Origin of the sequence: Lentibacillus sp. Marseille-P4043, from assembly GCF_900258515.1 — a bacterium.
Taxonomy (GTDB): domain Bacteria; phylum Bacillota; class Bacilli; order Bacillales; family Amphibacillaceae; genus Lentibacillus_C.
This window is the reverse complement of the sequence record NZ_LT984884.1, coordinates 2973866-2995213: the sequence shown is the minus strand read 5'-3', so window position 1 is coordinate 2995213 and position 21348 is coordinate 2973866. Positions and strand designations below refer to the sequence as shown.

At 37.8% G+C, this 21348-nt stretch carries 20 protein-coding genes; 19 read left to right on the top strand and 1 reads right to left on the bottom strand.

Annotation, left to right across the window (positions count from 1 at the left end; all coding sequences use genetic code 11):
* Positions 1–23: 23 nt before the first annotated feature.
* The 3 genes from C8270_RS14850 to pnp all read left to right on the top strand — a co-directional run bounded on the left by C8270_RS14850 (position 24) and on the right by pnp (position 3606).
* A complete protein-coding gene (locus C8270_RS14850) occupies positions 24–968 on the top strand; it encodes a bifunctional riboflavin kinase/FAD synthetase (RefSeq protein WP_106497582.1) in 945 nt (314 codons plus the stop codon).
* A 130-nt stretch (positions 969–1098) separates the two neighbouring features.
* On the top strand, positions 1099–1368 hold the full coding sequence (rpsO, locus tag C8270_RS14845; RefSeq protein WP_106497581.1) for a 30S ribosomal protein S15: 270 nt from the start codon (positions 1099–1101) through the stop codon (positions 1366–1368).
* 123 nt (positions 1369–1491) lie between these two features.
* Entirely contained in the window at positions 1492–3606 is a 2115-nt protein-coding gene (gene pnp / locus C8270_RS14840) for a polyribonucleotide nucleotidyltransferase (protein WP_106497580.1), read from the top strand.
* 52 nt (positions 3607–3658) lie between these two features.
* Here the strand turns inward: pnp and C8270_RS20695 are convergent, their stop codons facing one another.
* Entirely contained in the window at positions 3659–3793 is a 135-nt protein-coding gene (locus tag C8270_RS20695) for a hypothetical protein (protein WP_267894849.1), read from the bottom strand.
* 533 nt (positions 3794–4326) lie between these two features.
* On the opposite strand from C8270_RS20695, the gene C8270_RS14835 reads away from it, so the two are divergent.
* The 16 genes from C8270_RS14835 to C8270_RS14760 all read left to right on the top strand — a co-directional run bounded on the left by C8270_RS14835 (position 4327) and on the right by C8270_RS14760 (position 21212).
* Positions 4327–5280, top strand: coding sequence for a polysaccharide deacetylase family protein (locus C8270_RS14835; RefSeq protein WP_106497579.1), 954 nt, complete (start codon positions 4327–4329; stop codon positions 5278–5280).
* Positions 5281–5318: 38 nt separating this feature from the next.
* On the top strand, positions 5319–6542 hold the full coding sequence (locus tag C8270_RS14830) for a M16 family metallopeptidase (RefSeq protein ID WP_106497578.1): 1224 nt from the start codon (positions 5319–5321) through the stop codon (positions 6540–6542).
* Between the two features lie 81 nt (positions 6543–6623).
* Positions 6624–6857: a YlmC/YmxH family sporulation protein gene (locus tag C8270_RS14825; protein WP_106497577.1), complete on the top strand. Its 234-nt coding sequence runs from the start codon at positions 6624–6626 to the stop codon at positions 6855–6857.
* A gap of 158 nt (positions 6858–7015) precedes the next feature.
* Complete coding sequence (dpaA, locus tag C8270_RS14820; protein WP_106497576.1) at positions 7016–7900, top strand: dipicolinic acid synthetase subunit A; 885 nt, start codon at positions 7016–7018, stop codon at positions 7898–7900.
* Positions 7901–8491: a dipicolinate synthase subunit B gene (gene dpaB / locus C8270_RS14815; protein WP_106497575.1), complete on the top strand. Its 591-nt coding sequence runs from the start codon at positions 7901–7903 to the stop codon at positions 8489–8491.
* 76 nt (positions 8492–8567) lie between these two features.
* Positions 8568–9620 (top strand): aspartate-semialdehyde dehydrogenase, encoded by a 1053-nt coding sequence (gene asd, locus C8270_RS14810; protein WP_106497574.1) that lies wholly within the window; start codon positions 8568–8570, stop codon positions 9618–9620.
* A 42-nt stretch (positions 9621–9662) separates the two neighbouring features.
* The gene (gene dapG / locus C8270_RS14805) at positions 9663–10898 is read left to right on the top strand and encodes an aspartate kinase (protein WP_106497573.1); all 1236 of its coding nucleotides are present in this window, start codon (positions 9663–9665) and stop codon (positions 10896–10898) included.
* 37 nt (positions 10899–10935) lie between these two features.
* Positions 10936–11802, top strand: coding sequence for a 4-hydroxy-tetrahydrodipicolinate synthase (dapA, locus tag C8270_RS14800; RefSeq protein WP_106497572.1), 867 nt, complete (start codon positions 10936–10938; stop codon positions 11800–11802).
* 156 nt (positions 11803–11958) lie between these two features.
* On the top strand, positions 11959–12693 hold the full coding sequence (locus C8270_RS14795; protein ID WP_106497571.1) for a ClpP family protease: 735 nt from the start codon (positions 11959–11961) through the stop codon (positions 12691–12693).
* On the top strand, positions 12693–12896 hold the full coding sequence (locus C8270_RS14790) for a YlzJ-like family protein (RefSeq protein ID WP_106497570.1): 204 nt from the start codon (positions 12693–12695) through the stop codon (positions 12894–12896). The genes C8270_RS14795 and C8270_RS14790 overlap by 1 nt, the downstream gene beginning before the upstream one ends.
* A gap of 118 nt (positions 12897–13014) precedes the next feature.
* On the top strand, positions 13015–15312 hold the full coding sequence (locus tag C8270_RS14785; RefSeq protein WP_106497569.1) for an FtsK/SpoIIIE family DNA translocase: 2298 nt from the start codon (positions 13015–13017) through the stop codon (positions 15310–15312).
* Between the two features lie 279 nt (positions 15313–15591).
* Positions 15592–16317 (top strand): GntR family transcriptional regulator, encoded by a 726-nt coding sequence (locus C8270_RS14780; protein WP_106497568.1) that lies wholly within the window; start codon positions 15592–15594, stop codon positions 16315–16317.
* Between the two features lie 104 nt (positions 16318–16421).
* Positions 16422–17528 carry a BMP family lipoprotein gene (locus C8270_RS14775; protein WP_106497567.1) on the top strand — a complete coding sequence of 369 codons (1107 nt, stop codon included), beginning with the start codon at positions 16422–16424 and terminating at the stop codon, positions 17526–17528.
* A gap of 148 nt (positions 17529–17676) precedes the next feature.
* Positions 17677–19206, top strand: a complete 1530-nt coding sequence (locus tag C8270_RS14770) for an ABC transporter ATP-binding protein (RefSeq protein WP_106497566.1) — start codon at positions 17677–17679, stop codon at positions 19204–19206.
* Positions 19206–20252 (top strand): ABC transporter permease, encoded by a 1047-nt coding sequence (locus C8270_RS14765; protein WP_158701741.1) that lies wholly within the window; start codon positions 19206–19208, stop codon positions 20250–20252. Before C8270_RS14770 ends, C8270_RS14765 begins: the two co-directional genes overlap by 1 nt.
* On the top strand, positions 20253–21212 hold the full coding sequence (locus C8270_RS14760) for an ABC transporter permease (protein ID WP_199794683.1): 960 nt from the start codon (positions 20253–20255) through the stop codon (positions 21210–21212).
* The last annotated feature ends 136 nt before the right edge of the window (positions 21213–21348 follow it).

The following is a 21348-nucleotide window of genomic DNA, read 5'->3' as shown; positions in this document are numbered from 1 at the left end:
TTAAAAAGTGTAGGTGAAATGGCTTGCGAACAATTAAATTAACATATCCTCATACATTAGCATTGGAAGAATTGCCAGAAACTGTAGCTGCTATTGGTTTTTTTGATGGTATCCATCTTGGACATCAAAATGTAATAAAAACAGCTGTATCAGAAGCAAAAGAAAGAAATATGGAAAGCGCGGTAATTACGTTTCATCCCCATCCGTCTGTTGTTTTGAAAAAAGATGTCCAACATGTTCAGTATATTACACCATTAAAAGAGAAACAGGAAGTATTACAAAAAATGGATGTGGATCGACTATATATTATTACCTTTAACAAAGAATTATCATCGTTGTCACCACAACAATTTATTGATCACTTTATAATAGGATTAAATATCAAACATTTGGTTGCAGGCTTTGATTATTCGTTTGGACATAAAGGGAAAGGTAACATGAACAATATTGCAGAATATACAAGGGAAGAATTTACATTTACAACAATCAAAAAAGTGGAATTAGATGATGAAAAGGTTAGTTCGACAAAAATCAGAGAACTATTGCACAGTGGTAAGGTGGAAGCTGTTAAATTATTGTTAGGACGACCATTAACGGTGAGTGGTATTGTAATTGAAGGTGATAAACGAGGTAGAACAATCGGCTATCCGACAGCAAATTTACAGTTGGATCAGGATGCACTGTTGCCGAAACCAGGTATTTATGCGGTAAAGGTAATTTATAAAAATGAAGCGTATGAAGGTATGGCGAGTTTAGGTACCAATCCCACGTTTACAGCAAATCGAAAGGATCTTTCATTAGAAGTAAATATTTTAGATTATCAAAATGATCTCTATGGGGAAGAATTGCAAATGGAATGGTGTAAATTTATCCGTGATGAGTTAAAATTTGACAATGTCGAGGCATTAATAGATCAAATTGCAGACGATGAAAAAGTTATTCGAGCGTATTTTTCAAACGAGCGCTAGAGAAATTACACTTGCAATTTTTATTGAAAAGATGTATTCTTAACAACGTAAAACCTTCGCTTGGCAAATCGAAACTCCGACGTTTGCTAGGGGACAGGGGATATGAACATGATATTAGGAGGTGAACAGGATGGCTATTACAAAAGAGCGTAAAAACGAAATTATTTCTGAATACAAAGTTCATGACAATGATACTGGTTCTCCAGAAGTACAAATCGCTGTCCTTACAGAGGAAATCACAACATTAAATGAGCATTTACGCGTTCACAAGAAAGACCATCATTCACGTCGTGGTTTATTGAAAATGGTTGGTAAACGTCGTAATTTACTAAACTATTTGCGTAACAAAGACGTTACACGTTATCGTGAACTAATTAAAAAATTAGGCTTACGCAGGTAATTGCAAAAAAAAGCAGGAGTAATCCTGCTTTTTTTGCAGTTATAGCTACATAAAATTTACATTTGCATCGATTAACTATAAAATGAAATGTGGAATGTTTTATTGAAAGGAGTATGAAAACGAATGGCAGAAGAAAAACAAGTATTCTCCACTGAAATTGCCGGTAAACCGTTTATCGTTGAAATTGGAGAATTAGCAAAACAGGCAAACGGCGCATGTATGATCCGTTATGGTGACACGTCTGTATTGTCTGTAGCAACCGCATCGCAGGAACCGAAAGATTTACCGTTCTTTCCACTTACAGTAAATTATGAAGAACGCTTATATGCGGTTGGAAAAATACCTGGAGGCTTTATTAAACGTGAAGGTCGACCAAGTGAAAAGGCAATATTAGCTTCACGATTAATTGACCGGCCAATTCGTCCGCTTTTCCCCGACGGCTTTAGAAATGAAGTGCAGGTAATTAGTACAGTTATGAGTGTTGATCAAGATTGTTCAACAGAAATTGCCGCAATGATTGGATCATCCATTGCTTTAAGTGTTTCTGATATACCATTTGAAGAACCAATTGCTGGTGTACATGTTGGACGAGTAGATGGTGAATTTGTTATCAATCCAACTATTGAACAGGAAGAGAAAAGCGATATTGATTTAACAGTGGCAGGTACGAAAGATGCAATTAACATGGTTGAGGCTGGCGCACAAGAAGTTCCAGAAGAAGTGATGCTTGAAGCCATCATGTTTGGACATGAAGAAATCAAACGCTTAGTCGCATTTCAGGAAGAAATTGTAAAAGCGGTAGGTCAAGAAAAATCAGAAGTAACGTTATTTGAGGCTGACGAAGCATTATCAGAAAAAGTTATTGATCAAGCAAAAGAGAAGCTGGTTTCAGCTATTCAAGTAAAAGAAAAACACGCTCGAGAACTTGCGATTGATAGTGTGAAAGATGAAATTGTCGCGTTATACGATGAGGAAGATGAAGATGTTGTTAAACAGGTAAAATCCGTCCTGGACAAAATGGTAAAAGAAGAAGTTCGTCGTTTAATTACAAAGGAAAAAGTGCGTCCAGATGGTCGTAAAATTGATGAGATTCGTCCTTTATCATCTCGAGTTGGTGTTTTGCCAAGAACGCATGGCTCAGGATTGTTTACACGTGGACAAACACAAGCATTAAGTATTTGTACACTTGGAGCATTAGGGGATGTGCAAATTTTAGATGGGTTAGATTTAGAAGAATCAAAACGGTTTATGCATCATTATAATTTCCCGCAATATAGTGTTGGTGCAACAGGCCCAATTCGTGGACCAGGCCGACGTGAAATTGGACATGGAGCATTAGGCGAACGAGCGCTTGAGAAGGTTATTCCATCGGATAAAGATTTCCCTTATACAATTCGTCTTGTTTCTGAAGTATTGGAATCAAACGGTTCAACATCACAAGCAAGTATTTGTGCAAGTACATTGGCGATGATGAATGCAGGCGTTCCAATTAAAGCTCCAGTGGCCGGAATTGCGATGGGTCTTGTGAAATCTGGTGATGATTACACGATTTTGACAGACATCCAAGGAATGGAAGACGCACTCGGTGATATGGACTTTAAAGTAGCTGGAACAGCAGCTGGTGTTACAGCATTACAAATGGATATCAAGATTGACGGTTTATCAAGAGAAATCTTAGAAGAAGCATTGACACAAGCTAAAAAAGGTCGTATGCAAATTCTTGATTCTATGCTGGCAACGATTAGTAAGCCAAATACGGAACTTTCTCAGTATGCACCGAAAATTTTAACGATGTCCATTAAGCCAGACAAAATCCGTGATGTTATTGGACCAAGTGGAAAACAAATTAATAAAATTATCGAGGAAACCGGTGTGAAAATTGACATCGAACAAGATGGAAGCGTGTTTATTTCATCAACAGACGCAAGCATGAACAAAAAGGCAAAACAAATTATTGAGGATCTTGTTCGTGAAGTGGAAGTTGGACAAACTTATTTGGGTACTGTTAAACGCATTGAAAAATTTGGAGCATTCGTGGAATTGTTCAAAGGAAAAGATGGGTTGGTTCATATTTCTGAATTAGCGGAAGAACGAACAAATAAGGTAGAAGATGTCGTATCAATTGGCGATAAAATTATGGTTAAAGTGAAAGAAATTGATAATCACGGCCGAGTTAATCTTTCACGAAAAGCTGTTTTAAAGGAAGAAAAGGAAAAAGCTGAAAAATCAAGTTTATAATTAGAAAATCAAGAAGCTGGCTAACCAGTTTCTTTTTTAATTTGGCTATTTTCTATAAGATTGCTGTTTTTATACAAAAGATATAAAATGCGACATAGTGAAAATCTTCTTTCATAACGCTTTCTGGTTCTAATGATGATTGTGCTTGGACTTTCGCTCCGTCAGAATACTTCGCTTTCCGTGGCACGGCCTCAGCCTCCTCAGAAGCAAAGAACGCTTCTTCCGGGGTCTTCGGACACGTGCTGTTCCCACTGGAGTCTACGTATTCTGACTCCGCTGGTTGTGGTGCTCTGATTTATCGACAGGAGAAATGCCATGGCTTTTAACGTTACACGGACTTTTTCTCCCTGAACCAAGAATTCACTCAACCAATAGCTGAATGTAATGAGTTTTTTAATTACAACACCAGTGGAGGAAATACACGTAGACTCCTGCGGGATGAGAGGCCTAGGTGAGACCCCGCAGTGCGTTAGCACGAGGAGGCTCAACAGCCGCCCGCGGAAAGCGAAGTGTATTTCCGGAACGGCAGTCCAACCACCATCACAACCTACGTCGCATTTTCTATCAACTATGAAATCAAACAGCAACAAACATTACGAAAAAGTCCCAGCCTGCCAGTACTGTTCCGCCTTCGTAGATCCTCCATCATTTCTTAGTCGGTAGTTTTTCTTCGCATACCTTGTCCCTCATTCTCATATAGATGATGGAGGGGGGATTTGGATGTACCGAAATCGAATAATTCATTTTTGTGTATTTATCATTATCGTTGCTATCTCTTTTAATAATGAATACAATCCGTTTATTATGAATGATACCCAAATGTTTTCTAACTCCGTTGCACATGTATCCAAACAAGAAGACAAATTATACAAGGAAATACAGGCAAAAAGTGACACATTTTCAATAGCTCCTCAAGATGCAACTATTGATAAAGTTTGGAAGAAAACACCTGGGAGAAATGGAGTGAAGGTAAACGTAAAAAAATCATATCAGCAAATGAAGAAAGATGGAATATTTGATAAAACGTTACTTGTCTATGATCAAGTGTCGCCCGAGGTTTCGCTCGCGGATTTGCCACCATCTCCCATTTATCGCGGGCACCCTGAAAAACAAATGACCGCATTCTTAATAAATGTTTCATGGGGGACCGAATATATTCCAACGATGTTAAACGTATTGAAAGAGAAAAATGTTAAAGCAACATTTTTTATTGAGGGAAAATGGGCGAAGGAAAATAGCGAATTTGTGGAAATGATTGATGAACAGGGACACGTGATTGGTAATCATGCCTATAATCATCCAGATATGGCACACCTGTCTAACCAAGAAATGACCGAACAAGTCAAACAAACAAATGAAATTATTAAAGCGATAACAGGTAAAACGCCAAAATGGTTTGCTCCCCCTAGTGGAAGTTTTAATAATCAAGTAGTAAAAATAGCAGATAATATGAATATGCAAACTATATTATGGACAGTTGATACAATTGATTGGAAGAATCCAACAGTATCTGTTATGGTGAATAGGGTAAACTCCAAACTTCATCCTGGTGCAATGGTATTAATGCACCCCACTGCTGCAACAGCAGAGGGGCTTGGCTCATTGATCACCACGGTTAAAGAAAAGGGATATAAAATAGGAACAGTTGATAAATTACTAAGTGAAGAACGATAAAAAAACGTCAATGTTAGACATAATTAGGAGGAAAAAACTTGATTCAGAAGCATACAAGCAAGAATGGTCTGCGAATTGTATTAGAGAATGTACCCGCAGTCCGTTCCGTAACAATTGGAATTTGGGTATTAACAGGTTCTCGTAATGAAACAGAACAAAATAATGGAATTTCCCATTTTTTAGAGCACATGTTTTTTAAAGGAACAAAAACAAGGTCAGCAAAAGATATTGCGGAAGCATTTGACGCTATTGGTGGACAGGTGAATGCTTTTACATCAAAAGAATACACTTGTTTTTATGCAAAAGTACTTGATACACATAAGGAATTGGCATTAGATATTTTGGCTGATATGTTCTTCCATTCTGCTTTTGACGAAGAAGAAATGGAACGAGAGAAAAAAGTAGTACTGGAAGAAATAAAAATGTACGAAGATACACCGGATGATATTGTGCATGATTTATTGGCACGTGCTTCCTATGGAGATCATCCGCTTGGATACCCTATTTTAGGGACAGAAGGACATTTAAAAACATTTCAACCAGATACACTTAGAACGTATATCAAACAATGCTATACACCTGAAAATGTTGTTGTATCAGTTGCTGGTAATGTGGATCATTCATTTATTAGCAAGGTTGAATCTTATTTTGGTTCCTATCAGTCCGATTATAAACGAGCAGAAATTTCAAAACCTGCTTTTATTGCAGGAAATATTGAGCGAAATAAAGATACAGAACAGGCACATTTATGTTTAGGGTACGATGGGTTACCAGTTGGCGATGAAAATATGTATAGTTTAATTATCATGAACAATGTACTTGGTGGAAGCATGAGCTCGAGATTATTCCAAGAAGTACGGGAACAACAAGGACTTGCATATGCAGTATTTTCTTATCACTCCTCTTTTCGAGATAGTGGTCTATTGACAATTTATGCGGGAACAGGCAAGGAGCAGTTACCGTTACTTCAGGATACCATCAAACGAACAATGGATACATTGATTACGAATGGCCTAACAGACAAGGAATTAAAGAATAGCAAGGAACAGTTAAAAGGCAACTTGGTATTAAGTTTAGAAAGTACGAACAGTCATATGAGTAGGAATGGAAAAAACGAATTGTTGTTAAATCATCATCGTACTTTGGATGAAATGATTCAGGAGATAGATGCAGTTAGCCATGAATCCATCCAAACTGTTATTGAACGCACCTTTAACCAATCCTCTGCCAAGGCATTGATTGCACCTAAATCTGATCAATAATAAGATTTAACAGCAGTGATCCACTATGCATAGGCTGTATTTTTAATCATAAGATGATAATACATACGGAGGTGTGTGCCTGTGCGGTATAAAGACATTAGCGGAAAAGAAATTGTTAATATTAACCAAGGATCAAGATTGGGTATCTTGGGACAAACAGATTTGGAAATTAATGAGAAGACTGGGAAAATCGAGTCCTTTATTATTCCTAATTACAAATGGTTTGGGCTTAAAAAAGAAGGAGAAGAAACAAGAATTCGTTGGAGCTCTATCAAAAAAATTGGTGAAGATATGATTATGATTGAATCTGAATAATTGTTTGCTCATATTTAAGGCTAGTGTCACTTCTTGTGAAACTAGCCTTTTTTTGTGTATAGGTAAAACTCCTAATCACTAAGATTACTTCCCGACATAAGCTATAACGAATAGTTAAAATTAGTTTTTATTTACATGGTGAGGGGTGTATTACTAGCATGAGTCAATCAATAGCTGTATTAGGAGGAGATGGACGATATCTTGAACTGATTCGTCAATTGCAGGAATTGCCTGATACAACGATATTCTTAGTCGGCTTTGATAAATTGGAGCAAGGCTTTACAGGATCAAAGCAAGTTGATTTTAATGATTTAGAACCTGAAAAATTAGATGTTGTTATTTTGCCGATCACGGGTACGAATCATCAAGGCGAAATTGATACGGTTTTTTCTGACCAACAGATAAATCTTTCTAAAGCATGGTTTAATCAATTACGACCATCAACATTAATTTTTACTGGTATAACGAATGATTATTTAACGTCGCTTACAAATGAATTGAATTTGCAATTAGTCGCCTTGTTTGATCGTGATGATGTTGCGATCTATAACTCAATACCTACAGCAGAAGGTACGATTATGATGGCTATCGAACATACAGATTTTACGATTCACTCTTCCCGTGTTATTGTCGTCGGTTTTGGTAGAGTCGGAAACACGGTCGCCAACAAATTTTCAGCCTTAGGAGCAAAAGTCTCTGTTTGCGCCCGCAGTATTAAAGACCTCGCTCGCATTACAGAAATGGGTTTGACAGCTATCCCATTATCGAGGCTGCATGAATACTCCGATGAATGTGATTTACTAATTAATACAATACCAGCTCAAGTTGTTACAAAAGATTCCATTCAGCAATTACCATCCCATGCATTAATTTATGATTTGGCCTCTAAACCAGGAGGAACAGATTTTGATTATGCAAAGCAGCGTGGTATTAAGGCGATATTGGCTCGAAGTTTGCCAGGAATTGTTGCGCCTAAAACATCAGGGAAAATTCTTGCCGATGTGGTTAAACAGTTTTTGAATAATGGAAAGGAGCAAAATTAAATGACTTTGAAAGGAAAACGAATTGGGTTTGGTATAACAGCTTCACATTGTACGTACGACAAGGTATTTCCTGAATTGGAGAGGTTAATGGAATTAGGTGCGGAAGTAGTTCCAATTGTTACGTATACAGTAAGAACAACAGATACGAAATTCGGAAAAGCGGCAGACCATATTAAAAAAATAGAATCCATTACTGGAAAACGTGTTATCACAACAATGCCTGAAGCTGAACCATTGGGTCCGAATTATCCATTGGATTGTATGGTAATCGCACCGCTAACAGGAAATTCAATGAGTAAATTTGCCAACGCATTGACCGATTCCCCAGTCTTAATGGCGGCAAAAGCAACCATGCGAAATCAAAAACCTGTTGTATTAGGAATATCAACGAATGATGCACTCGGTTTAAACGGAGTAAATTTAATGCGGCTAATGGCGAGCAAATATATTTATTTTATCCCATATGGGCAAGATGATCCTTATAAGAAGCCGAATTCATTAGTGGCAAAAATGGATTATTTAGCCAAAACAGTAGAAAAAGCACTTGATCATCAGCAACTTCAACCTGTTATAATACCGTATGAGGATTAAAATATGTTAAAATAGAAGAAATATTAGAACAGAAAATTTCAGGTGAGCTGAATGGAATACGAAGGGAGAACTTTTAATGGCTAATAAAACAGTTTATAATGTAGCAGTGGTTGGAGCAACAGGTGCAGTTGGGGAAAAAATCATACAAATTTTACAAGATAAGAAGTTCCCAATCGATAAGATAAAACTTTTATCTTCAAAACGGTCAGCAGGTAAAAAAATAATGTTTCATAATCAGGAGATTACCGTGGAAGAAGCTACTCCAGAAAGTTTTGCTGGGGTAGATATTGCCTTATTTTCTGCTGGTGGGTCTGTTTCGAAAAAATTAGCACCAGAAGCTGTAAAACACGGTGCAGTTGTAATCGATAATACAAGTGCTTTTCGAATGACTGAAGGTGTACCACTTGTTGTACCAGAAGTAAATGAGATTGATTTAAAATCACATAATGGGATTATCGCGAATCCAAATTGTTCTACAATCCAAATGGTTGCAGCATTAAAACCGATCCAAGAGGCTTACGGCTTAAATCGCGTTATTGTTTCAACCTATCAGGCAGTTTCTGGGTCTGGTATCGAGGCATGCAATGAATTGGAGAACCAATCTAAGCAATATTTAGATAACCAAGAGATGACTGCGGAAATATTACCGGTAAAAGGGGATAAAAACCATTATCCGATTGCGTTTAATGCGTTGCCGCAAATCGATGTATTCCAAGACAATGGTTATACGTTTGAAGAAATGAAAATGATTAATGAAACGAAAAAAATTATGCATGCTCCTGAATTGCCAGTTGCTGCAACATGTGTACGATTACCATTTTTTACATCGCATGCTGAGAGTGTTTATGTTGAAGTAGATAAAGCGGATGTAACGGTGGCTGATTTATGGAAAGCCTTGGATGGGGCTGATGGAGTCGTGTTAGAAGACGATCCAAGCACACAGACATATCCAACACCATTAAGTGCATCAAATAAAGAAGAAGTATTTGTTGGTCGCGTTAGAAAGGATTTAGATACAGCAAACGGGTTCCATTTATGGGTTGTTTCTGATAACTTAATGAAGGGTGCTGCCTGGAATACGGTACAAATTGCAGAACGTTTAATCCAGAATAACTGGTTAGTAAAATAAAATATATAATCAAATTCAATAGACTACGTAAGAGGTGTGATAATGCAGGTATTAATTCAAAAATTTGGTGGAACATCTGTACAAACAACAGAAAATAGAAATCATGTTATCAGACATATTAAGGATGCAATAATAAAGGATTATAAAGTCGTTGTCGTTGTATCTGCATTAGGAAGAAAACCGGATCCATATGCGACAGATACGCTGTTGGATCTGGTTGGCTTTCCCGCAAATCATAATTCTACAAGGGAATTGGATTTATTGATGTCTTGTGGTGAAACAATTGCTTCTGTTGTATTGTCAAACGAACTACAAAAAAATCATATAGCGGCGACAGCATTAACTGGTGCACAGGCTGGTTTTGTAACAAGTGATGATTTTAATCATGCAAAAATTAAAGAAGTTACACCAACTCGTGTATTACAAGAATTTAAGAATAATGATGTCGTGGTTGTTGCCGGCTTTCAAGGGCAGACAGAGGCCGGAGAGATAACGACAATTGGCAGGGGTGGAAGTGATACGAGTGCTGCGGCATTAGGAGCTGCACTGGAAGCGGAAGAAATAGAAATTTTTACAGATGTGAATGGGATTATGACGGCCGATCCGCGTGTTGTGAAAAGTGCTCGACCCTTGGATGTTGTCACCTATACAGAAATTTGTAATTTAGCATATCAGGGTGCCAAAGTGGTGCATCCGCGGGCAGTTGAAATTGCTATGCAAGCAAAAATACCAATGCGCGTGAGGTCTACTTATTCACAAGATCAGGGCACATTGGTTACTTCATCGAGAATTAGGGAATTAGGTAGTGATATTCCTGATCGACTAATTACTGGCATTGCCCACCTTGATAAGATTACTCAAATTAGAGTTCAATCAAAGGATGAAGCGCACAGGCTTCACTCTGAAGTTTTTAAAGCAATGGCTGAGGCTGGTATATCGGTCGATTTCATCAATATATCCCCGACAGGAGTTTTATATACAGTACCAGAAGAATTCACTCAAAAAGCAGTGCATATTCTGGAAACACTCGGATTTCAACCGGAGATAACCGAGAAATGTGCGAAAGTATCAGCGGTTGGTGCTGGAATGACCGGTGTTCCAGGGGTGGCTTCCAAAATCGTGCAAGCATTAACAAGTCAGGATGTGCAAATACTACAGTCGGCAGATAGTCATACTACAATTTGGGTGCTTATTCACGAAAAAGACTTAAAGACTGCAGTCAATGCATTACATGACGCATTTGAACTAAGCTTGGTTAAAGAAGCTAAGGTACTGTGAAAAACCATTGATCGTTTGGGGTAAGGGAGTGAGTTAAATGAATTTTGGCAAGGTATTAACCGCGATGGTAACTCCTTTTGACTCAGAGGGAAACATCGATTACGATCAAACATCTCTTTTAATTGATTATTTACTTAGCCATGGAACAGAAGGGTTGGTTATTGCAGGTACAACTGGCGAATCACCTACACTGTCGATGGAAGAAAAAATAAACCTTTTTACCCATGTCGTTAAAGTTGTTAACAAGCGAGTCCCAGTTATTGCTGGTACAGGAAGCAACAATACCGCTGCCTCTATTGCACTGACAAAAGAAGCCGAGGCCTGTGGGGTTGATGCGATTATGCTTGTAGCACCATATTATAATAAACCAAACCAACGTGGGTTATTTGAACATTTTAAAGCGATTGCAGATGAAACGTCATTGCCAGTTATGCTCTACAATATACCGGGGAGATCAGTTGTGCAAATAAGTGCTGATACGATAATCAAATTGAGCGAGATTGAGAACATTGTCTCCGTCAAAGAGGCAAGTGGTGATCTGGATCAAATAGCAACGATTATTGAAAATACAAGCGATGATTTCACTGTATATTCAGGTGAAGACGGGTTAACATTGCCGATGCTATCGATTGGTTCAATAGGTGTAATATCCGTTGCTTCCCATGTTGTTGGGGATGATATGCAAAAAATGGTTCAAGCTTTTTATACCGGTGATGTACAAAACGCGGCAGCAATTCACCGTAATATTCTACCAATTATGAATGGACTATTTATGGCCCCTTCACCTGTACCTGTTAAGGAAGCACTAAAAATGAACGGAATCGATGTTGGATCTGTTCGTCTTCCATTAGTGCCCCTTACAAAATCGGAACAACAAGAATTAAAGGAATTAATCAACAGGTAAATCGGCTGCTGCTGATTTACCTGTTTTTGTGTTTTTAAGTTAGCGTAAGAAGATTGCTCACGATATGATGAACACTTCTCCTTTCGATGCATGTTACACTTCTGTTTCGTTCATACTACAGATAGTATAAACGAAAAACAAAGGAGTGTTACGAAAATGAATAAGGATGTCTCGAAAAAAGAAGGGGAAACGCAAGATGATCAGCAAAATGGATCATCGTTGGTTCAAAAAATACAACAACTTGGGCAATCAAATGTTCCGCAAGCCCCTGATTCAAATATTCATGTTCTCTCGATTATTGGACAGGTTGAGGGTCATGTGCAATTACCACCACAAAATAAGACGACGAAATATGAACATCTTCTGCCGCAACTTATTGCAATTGAGCAAAATCCCAAAATAGAAGGGCTTATTATCTTGCTAAATACCGTTGGTGGTGATGTAGAAGCAGGCCTAGCCTTATCGGAGATGATCGCATCATTATCTAAACCAACTGTATCTGTTGTTTTAGGTGGTGGCCATTCAATTGGCGTACCAATCGCAGTTGCAACTTCACATTCGTTTATTGTTCCTACAGCTACAATGACCATCCATCCAATTCGGCTAACCGGTATGGTGATTGGTGTCCCGCAAACATTTGAATATATGGATAAAATGCAGGATCGGGTGATCAATTTTGTTGTCAATCATTCCAATATAAAGGAAGAGAAGTTTAAAGAACTTATGTTTGCCAAAGGAAATCTAACACGGGATATTGGTACGAATGTTGTCGGTACACATGCGGTTGAATATGGATTAATTGATGCGGTTGGAGGCGTCAAAGAAGCTATGGTTAAATTAAATGAATTAATTGAGGAGAACAATGGCAGAGAAGAGCAGGTGATCCAATAATGTTATATACACCATTATCGGAAACAGACATATTCCCTATTTCAGAAGAGGAATTTTCCAATCGACAATGTGTTACGTATCAGGGAAAATCATTATATGTCGAGCAATTAAATGATGGTAGCTATCAGTTGTTGCAGTTACTTTCCACGGATCCCCAAGATTTTTTAGATTCGACCTACACCCCTGGTACGATTTTACGATAATTGGTAATATCTATCGCAAATCTATGCTATAATATGGATGAAAGAGCTTGTCCGTTCTGTTAACCCTTGCCAATTTTCATGGCAGGGGTTTCTAATTCATCAAATTCCAAAGTCCAGGATGGAGGTGAACAAAGTGGCAAAGAAAAGAAAAAAGAGAAAGAAACAGCTGAAAAAACAGGTAAAATATGAATTATTAGGCTTATTATTTATTTTCTTAGCTATTTTCGGCAGTGGGGCCAGTGCTATTAGTGATGGTGCGATTCCTGGCTTTTTAGAAAATATCTTTCGTTTCTTTTTAGGAATCTGGTATTTTATAGCTTCTATATTTTTATTGATAACAGGTGTAATCCTACTAGTTAAACGACGCTATCCAGATTTTACGCATAAGAAAATAATTGGATTTTATATTATCTTTGCAGGAGTACTCCTATTAACCCAGATTCAAACATTTGAACGTTTGTTGCTGCTAATGGAAGATTCATCCATTATAAAAGCAACATGGGATAATTATTTTCTTTATTTGAATGGTGAAGGTACGGCAGCGCAAACAGGTGGCGGAATGATTGGAGCACTTCTCTTTGCGTTTTGCTATTTCTTATTCTCTGCTGTTGGTGCAAAAATTGTCGCTGTATTTTCGATTATGGTCGGTATTATATTTCTAACTGACTTCTCTATTGGTGATTTTTTCACAAATACAACAAAAAAACTAGGTTCGATGTTTCAGAGACTAAAAGCCCGTTTGGAAGATTCACGTGAGAAAAAGCAAGGTTTAAAGGATGAACAAATTTTAGAAGCTCACGAATCGATAGAGGATTCACCTCATGAAGATGAGCCAGTAATCCAGGATTTTACAGACGTTGCTTATTCATTTGAAACACAGCAAACAAATCCTGATCCAAAGCCAGCTGTTCAAGAGCCAGCAGAAGTAGATCAACATGGGTCGGAGGACATTGACCTTGCAACAATGCCAATGACTGAAACGGAAAACTATGAATATATATTACCGTCCCCTGATTTGTTAGCTGAACCAGCACATAATTCACAACAACATGAGAAATCACACATACAAGCTACTGTTAGAAAACTAGAAAGGACATTTCAAAGTTTTGGTGTGAAGGCAAGAGTAACCAAAGTACATGTTGGACCAGCTGTAACGAAATATGAAATATACCCTGAAGCTGGTGTGAAAGTAAGTAAAATTGTTAGTTTACACGATGACCTTGCACTAGCATTGGCCGCAAAAGATATTCGTATTGAAGCACCAATTCCTGGTAAATCAGCGGTTGGTATTGAAGTGCCGAACCAAGAAATAGCTATGGTTTCATTACGGGAAGTATTGGATTCATCGATGAAACAAGCTACAAAACTATTATTCGCATTAGGTAGAGATATATCAGGCGACGCAGTAGTTGGTGAACTGAATAAAATGCCACATCTATTAATTGCTGGTGCTACCGGAAGCGGGAAAAGTGTCTGTGTGAACGGCATTATTACAACGATATTAATGCGGGCTAAGCCGCACGAAGTAAAAATGATGATGATTGACCCGAAAAAAGTGGAATTAAATGTGTATAATGGTATTCCACATCTCTTGGCACCTGTTGTAACAGATCCTAAAAAAGCATCGAGAGCATTGAAAAAGGTAGTTGCTGAAATGGAGCGTCGTTATGACCTTTTTTCTGACACGGGAACAAGAAACATAGAAGGATATAATGAATACATTCGTAAATACAATCAAACGGTTGAAGAGGAAGATCATCAGCCGAATTTACCTTATATCGTCGTTTTGGTCGACGAATTAGCGGACTTAATGATGGTGGCTTCTAATGATGTTGAAGATTCTATCACTAGACTTGCGCAAATGGCTAGGGCAGCTGGGATTCATTTGATTATTGCAACACAACGACCATCTGTTGATGTCATTACGGGTGTCATTAAGGCAAATATTCCATCTCGTATTGCTTTTAGCGTGTCATCACAGACTGATTCTCGTACGATTTTGGATTCAGGCGGTGCAGAAAAATTACTAGGTAGAGGTGATATGCTTTACATGCCCGTTGGCGCTTCAAAACCTACTAGGGTACAAGGAGCATTTTTATCGGATGAAGAGGTAGAACGAATCGTTGACCATTGTATCGATCAGCAAAAAGCATCGTACCAGGAAGAAATGATTCCAGAAGATACAGCCGAGGTTAAATCGGAAGTGGACGATGAACTATTTGATGATGCCGTTCAACTTATAACTGAAATGCAAAGTGCTAGTGTTTCCATGCTGCAAAGAAGATTTCGCATCGGTTATACAAGAGCAGCTCGATTGATCGACGCAATGGAAGATAGAGGGATTGTTGGACCATATGAAGGAAGTAAACCAAGAACAGTCCTAATTTCCCAAGCCTCGGAAGAAAAATCATCTTAATGGTAACTTTGTAAAGCATAAAATGCAGGCAGCAATACCTAGATAATTGCTAGGTTTTTGCTGCTTTTTTTTAGACGTTCAGCTTTTTTTGCCAACATAAAAGATAATTTTTAAGAATTTTGTCCTATAACTGTTTATTTATCTTCAGAAAAATGGTATATTAATTTTCGGATATACGAGTCATACGTCAGAGGTCAGATCACAAGCTGAATTTTTCTGTGTTGCGTATGAAGGCGCTTTCTTTTTTACATAAGACCAGGTTTACAAAGGGGGGTAGTCATGTCAATCAAAATGGATTCGCGTCATTTGTATTTACAAGTAATTGATGAGGTTAAGCGTGATATTGAAAGCGGTAAGTATAAAGAAAAAGAGAAGCTCCCATCTGAGTTTCAATTATCAAAGCAATTAGGTGTCTCACGTGCCACATTACGGGAAGCACTTCGCATTTTAGAAGAGGAAAACGTGGTGACAAGACGACATGGCGTCGGTACATTTGTTAATCCCAAACCTATTTTCTCATCTGGGATAGAACAGTTAAATAGTGTTACGTATATGATTAGACAGTCGGGAAAAACTGCTGGATCTGAATATATATCAACAGAGTTCATTGAACCGACTGAAGATGATCGCAATCGATTTGCACCTAAAAAAATTCAAAAACTCGCAAAAATCGAGCGTGTTCGGACAGCGGATAATGACCCTGTTGTGTTTTGTGTTGACAAAATACCGGAGGGCCTTATTCCACTAGAACACGTTCATGAAGAAGACTCATTATTTAAACTTTTGGAGACCCACGCAAATAAGCGAATCACCTACGCCATTACGTATATTGAGCCGATCAGTTATCATGATCGGATATACGATATTTTGGACTGTGACCCTGAGCAATCATTGCTGCTACTAAAACAAGTACATTATACAGCAGAAGATGAAGCAGTATTATATTCTATAAATTATTTTCGCTCGGATGTATTTAGTTTTTATGTTTTGCGGAAACGCTTGTAAGGGGTATCATAAATTAGCGCCTTTGGGAGGTGATCGTGAGAACTATTAGCTTGTGATATTCTTATTTAGTTGTTAGCAAAATTCAAAAATAGGGGGTTTTTTGATTGAAAAATCGTAAATTTATTGTACTATTTGCTTTAATTTTAAGCATTGGAATGGTACTAGCTGCATGTGGCAGTTCGGATGACGACAGTAAAAGCAATGATGAAAAATCTGGTGATGAAGCAAGTAGCGAAGATTCAGATTTCAGCGCGGCAATGGTAACTGATATTGGTGGTGTAGATGATAAATCATTTAACCAATCAGCATGGGAAGGTTTGAAAGCATGGGGAGATGAACATGGATTTTCCAAGGGGGATGGAATTGATTATGCTCAATCAAATGATCAATCAGAATACATGCCTAACCTTACTCGTCTAGTCAAACAAGATTACAATTTAATCTTCGGTATCGGCTTTAATTTAAAAGAAGGTATTACCAAGGTTGCCAAGCAATATCCGGACACACACTTCTCAATTGTCGATGATGTTGTCGAGGAACCAAATGTTGCAAGCGTTACATTTAAAGAACATGAAGGATCATTCTTAGTAGGTGTTGCTGCAGCAATGAAAACGAAATCAAATAAAGTTGGATTTGTTGGTGGGGTTGATTCTCCGCTAATCAACAAATTTGAATCTGGTTTTATAGCAGGTGTTAAATCAATAAATCCGGATATTGATGTTGATGTACAATATGCCGAATCTTTCGGTGCTGCTGATAAAGGTAAATTAATTGCAACAAATATGTACAACAATGGTGTAGACATTATCTACCACTCATCTGGCGGAACTGGAAATGGTGTATTTGCTCAAGCAAAGGATATTAAACAGAATAATCCGGATAAAGATGTATGGGTAATTGGTGTTGATCGTGACCAATACGAAGAAGGACAAATTGACGATTACAATGTAACACTAACATCAATGGTAAAACGTGTAGATGTTGCAGTCCAAGACTTATCCAATAAGTCCATGAACGGCGAATTTCCTGGTGGTGAAGTATTAGAATATGGCTTGGAAGATGAAGCTATTAGTGTAGCAAAAACAAATGAGGATGCACTAACAGACGAAATTATTAAAGCTGTAGATGAATGGAAAGAAAAAATCACTAACGGAGAAATTGACGTTCCAAAAACACGTGAAGAAACGGAAGAATTCGTGGATGCACTATAAAAGTTAGGTAAAAATGGCTGGAATTACCAGCCTTTTTTACCCTTAAATTGGTAAAAATCTCTAAATGAAGGGATACATTATTTTCCAGCCTCTTCATTTGGTGATTTTCATGAAACCAGCATATTTTGTAAAAGAGGGGTGAAGAGAAGTGGATTATGTAATTGAAATGCTTCATATACGTAAAGAATTTCCAGGAATCGTTGCAAATGATGATATAACGATACAGTTAAAAAAAGGGGAAATTCATGCATTATTAGGCGAAAATGGAGCTGGAAAATCCACCTTAATGAATGTGTTATTTGGCTTGTACCAGCCGGAAAAAGGGGAAATACATGTTCATGGTGAAAAAGTGGACATTACCAATCCTAATATTGCTAACGATTTGGGAATTGGAATGGTCCATCAGCATTTTATGTTAGTTGATACATTTACGGTTACTCAAAACATCATCCTTGGCAGTGAACCGACCAAGAAAAGTGGAAAAATTAACCTGAAAAAGGCAGAAAAAGAGGTTCAGGAACTTTCGGATCGTTATGGTTTAAAGGTAGATCCTACGGCGAAAATAAGTGATATATCGGTTGGGATGCAACAACGTGTCGAAATCTTAAAAACATTATATCGTGGTGCTGAAGTTTTGATATTTGACGAACCAACTGCAGTTCTTACCCCACAGGAAATTAATGAGTTGATTGAAATTATGCGTTCGTTAATAAGAGAAGGTAAATCTATTATTCTAATTACACACAAACTAAAGGAAATTATGGAGGTTTGTGACAGGTGTACTGTGATTCGCAAAGGGAAAGGAATTCGTACAGTTGATGTTAAAGATTCAAGTGTTACGGAATTGGCTTCTTTAATGGTCGGCAGGGATGTTAGTTTTAAAACAGACAAGCAGATAGCAAACCCGAAAGACGTCGTTCTCGAAATTGAAAATTTGTTCGTTAAAGATGCTAGAAAAGTAGATTTGGTGAAAGGCTTAAATCTCGAATTACGTGCTGGTGAAATTGTTGGTATTGCCGGTGTTGATGGTAATGGACAGTCAGAATTAATTGAGGCTATAACTGGACTAACTAAATCAGAATCAGGAACAATTAAATTAAATAATAAAGACATTACGAATCTGTCACCACGAAAAGTAACCGAGAGTGGTGTCGGGCATATACCGCAAGATCGTCATAAATATGGTCTTGTGTTAGATTATCCGATTGGTGAAAATATGGTGCTGCAAACCTATTATCAAAAACCATATTCGAAGGGTTCCATTTTGAACTACAAAGAGATTTATAAAAAAGCAACCCAATTAATTAATGAATATGATGTTCGTACACCTAGTGAATATACGAAAGCGCGTGCACTATCAGGAGGAAACCAGCAAAAAGCAATTATAAGTCGAGAAGTAGATCGCTCGCCGGATTTATTAATTGCTGCACAGCCTACAAGAGGTTTAGACGTTGGGGCAATTGAATTTATTCATAAAAAATTGATTGAAGAAAGAGATAAAGGAAAAGCCGTTTTACTCGTTTCTTTTGAGTTAGATGAAATTATCGATGTAAGTGATCGCATTGCCGTAATGTTTGACGGTAAAATAGTGGCCAATGTGAAACCTGAAGAAACAAATGAGCAAGAACTAGGGTTGTTAATGGCAGGTAGTAAGCAAGAAAGTGCAGGTGATGAATAATGGCTTCTAACAAAATGTTTAATATACTAGTTCCAATCATTTCTGTATTATTAGGGTTGATCTTTGGAGCGATTATCATGCTGGCATTCGGCTACAATCCGATAAAAGGATATGCTGCACTCTGGCAAGGTTCGTTTGGTGATTTGTACTTCTTTGGTGAGACATTACGGAAAGTTGCTCCATATATCCTTACCGGTTTAGCTGTAGCATTCGCTTATCGTGCCAATTTGTTTAACATTGGTGCGGAGGGACAAGTAATAGTAGGCTGGCTAGCAGCGGTTTGGGTTGGTTTGGCTGTAGATGCGCCAATGTATATACATTTGCCGTTGGCTGTGATCGCTGCGGCAGTTGCAGGTGCAGTATGGGGATTTGTGCCTGGTTTACTAAAAGCAAAATTGGGTGTACATGAAGTAATTGTTACGATTATGATGAACTATATTGCGTTATATTGTACAAACGAAATAATCAGAAGTGTTCTAACAGATAATGCAGAAACGACAGATCAGATATCTGGAACAGCTTCATTGGCATCTGAATGGTTGCAAGGTTTAACGTATTTTTCCAGACTGCACTATGGAATTTTAATCGCATTATTTGCTGCAGCTGTTATGTGGTTTATTATTGATCGAACAACAACTGGTTATGAAATTAAAGCAGTTGGTTATAATCGGCATGCATCAAAATATGCTGGCATGAACGTTAGTAAAAACATTATCTTATCAATGGTTATATCTGGAGCCTTTGCGGGACTTGCTGGGGCTATGGAAGGACTAGGAACGTATGGAACTATTTCCGTTATGTCTGGTTTTACCAATTTAGGTTTTGATGGGATAGCAGTTGCACTACTTGGTGCGAATTCTGCCATTGGCGTTGTGCTTGCGGCGTTCTTGTTTGGAGTATTGAAGGTAGGAGCGGTTAACATGCCTACCGTTGCAGGTGTACCGACTGAACTTGTTGATATTATTATTGCGTTAATTATCTTCTTTGTTGCATCAAGTTACATCATTCGCTGGGTATTACTTCGCTTTAAAAAGGAGGAAAAGTAAATGGGAATTGTTGATCTATTACAATCCATTATTACACCTGCACTGTTCTTTTCAGCACCTCTTATTTTTACGGCGTTAGGTGGCGTATTTAGTGAAAAATCTGGTGTTGTCAATATTGGTCTCGAAGGTTTAATGGTAATGGGTGCCTTTGTTGGTATTGTGTTTAACTTAACATTTTCGGATGCATTGGGTGCTTGGACACCATGGATCTCCATTCTAGTGGCAATGGTTGTTTCCGCAATATTTTCCATTATTCATGCTGTTGCATCTGTATCCTTTCGAGCTGATCAGGTTGTTAGTGGTGTGGCAATAAACTTTTTAGCACTTGGTTTAGGTGTCTTTTTAACTAAACAATGGTATGGAAAAGGACAAACAGATATGGTCGATGAGCCGTTTTATACAACAGATGTGCCCATATTAGGCGATATTCCTGTGATTGGGCCAATATTTTTCCAGCATACGTATTTAACATCATATTTGGCCATTATCTTAGCATTTGTTGCATGGTATGTACTTTATAAAACACCTTTTGGATTACGTTTGCGTGCGGTTGGTGAACATCCGATGGCAGCTGATACAAACGGAATAAACGTTTATAAAATGCGTTATATTGCGGTAATGATTTCTGGAGCGATGGGTGGTTTAGGTGGTTCAGTATTTGCGTTAACAATCGCCTTAAATTTCTCACATTCAACGATTGTTGGACAAGGATTTATGTCACTTGCTGCGGTCATTTTCGGTAAATGGCATCCACTTGGTGCTATGGGAGCTGCCTTATTCTTTGGATTTGCACAAAGCTTAAGTGTTATAAGTGCAGGGGTTCCATTCCTTGATAACGTACCACAAATTTATTTGCTAATTGCTCCTTACGTTCTAACAATTCTCGCATTAGCTGGATTCATTGGACGTGCCGATGCACCAAAAGCAAATGGTGTACCATATATTAAAGGAAGCAGATAGAATGATTAAGTCTTAAATAAAAACTGATCCATAAGGGTCAGTTTTTATTTTTGGTAAAAATAGCCTATAATAATAACTAGAATAGAATAAACTAATATTGAGATAGTAAAAAGGATGGAAAAGTTTAGCAACATAC

Bases quoted from the DNA above. Each gene is read 5' to 3' on its own strand.
- dapG (WP_106497573.1), top strand. From the start codon at position 9,663: ATGCAGGTATTAATTCAAAAATTTGGTGGAACATCTGTACAAACAACA.
- C8270_RS14760 (WP_199794683.1), top strand. From the start codon at position 20,253: ATGGGAATTGTTGATCTATTACAATCCATTATTACACCTGCACTGTTC.
- dpaA (WP_106497576.1), top strand. From the start codon at position 7,016: ATGAGTCAATCAATAGCTGTATTAGGAGGAGATGGACGATATCTTGAA.
- C8270_RS14795 (WP_106497571.1), top strand. From the start codon at position 11,959: ATGAATAAGGATGTCTCGAAAAAAGAAGGGGAAACGCAAGATGATCAG.
- C8270_RS14765 (WP_158701741.1), top strand. From the start codon at position 19,206: ATGGCTTCTAACAAAATGTTTAATATACTAGTTCCAATCATTTCTGTA.
- C8270_RS14785 (WP_106497569.1), top strand. From the start codon at position 13,015: ATGGAGGTGAACAAAGTGGCAAAGAAAAGAAAAAAGAGAAAGAAACAG.
- C8270_RS14790 (WP_106497570.1), top strand. From the start codon at position 12,693: ATGTTATATACACCATTATCGGAAACAGACATATTCCCTATTTCAGAA.
- dapA (WP_106497572.1), top strand. From the start codon at position 10,936: ATGAATTTTGGCAAGGTATTAACCGCGATGGTAACTCCTTTTGACTCA.
- pnp (WP_106497580.1), top strand. From the start codon at position 1,492: ATGGCAGAAGAAAAACAAGTATTCTCCACTGAAATTGCCGGTAAACCG.
- asd (WP_106497574.1), top strand. From the start codon at position 8,568: ATGGCTAATAAAACAGTTTATAATGTAGCAGTGGTTGGAGCAACAGGT.
- C8270_RS14835 (WP_106497579.1), top strand. From the start codon at position 4,327: ATGTACCGAAATCGAATAATTCATTTTTGTGTATTTATCATTATCGTT.
- dpaB (WP_106497575.1), top strand. From the start codon at position 7,901: ATGACTTTGAAAGGAAAACGAATTGGGTTTGGTATAACAGCTTCACAT.
- C8270_RS14780 (WP_106497568.1), top strand. From the start codon at position 15,592: ATGTCAATCAAAATGGATTCGCGTCATTTGTATTTACAAGTAATTGAT.
- rpsO (WP_106497581.1), top strand. From the start codon at position 1,099: ATGGCTATTACAAAAGAGCGTAAAAACGAAATTATTTCTGAATACAAA.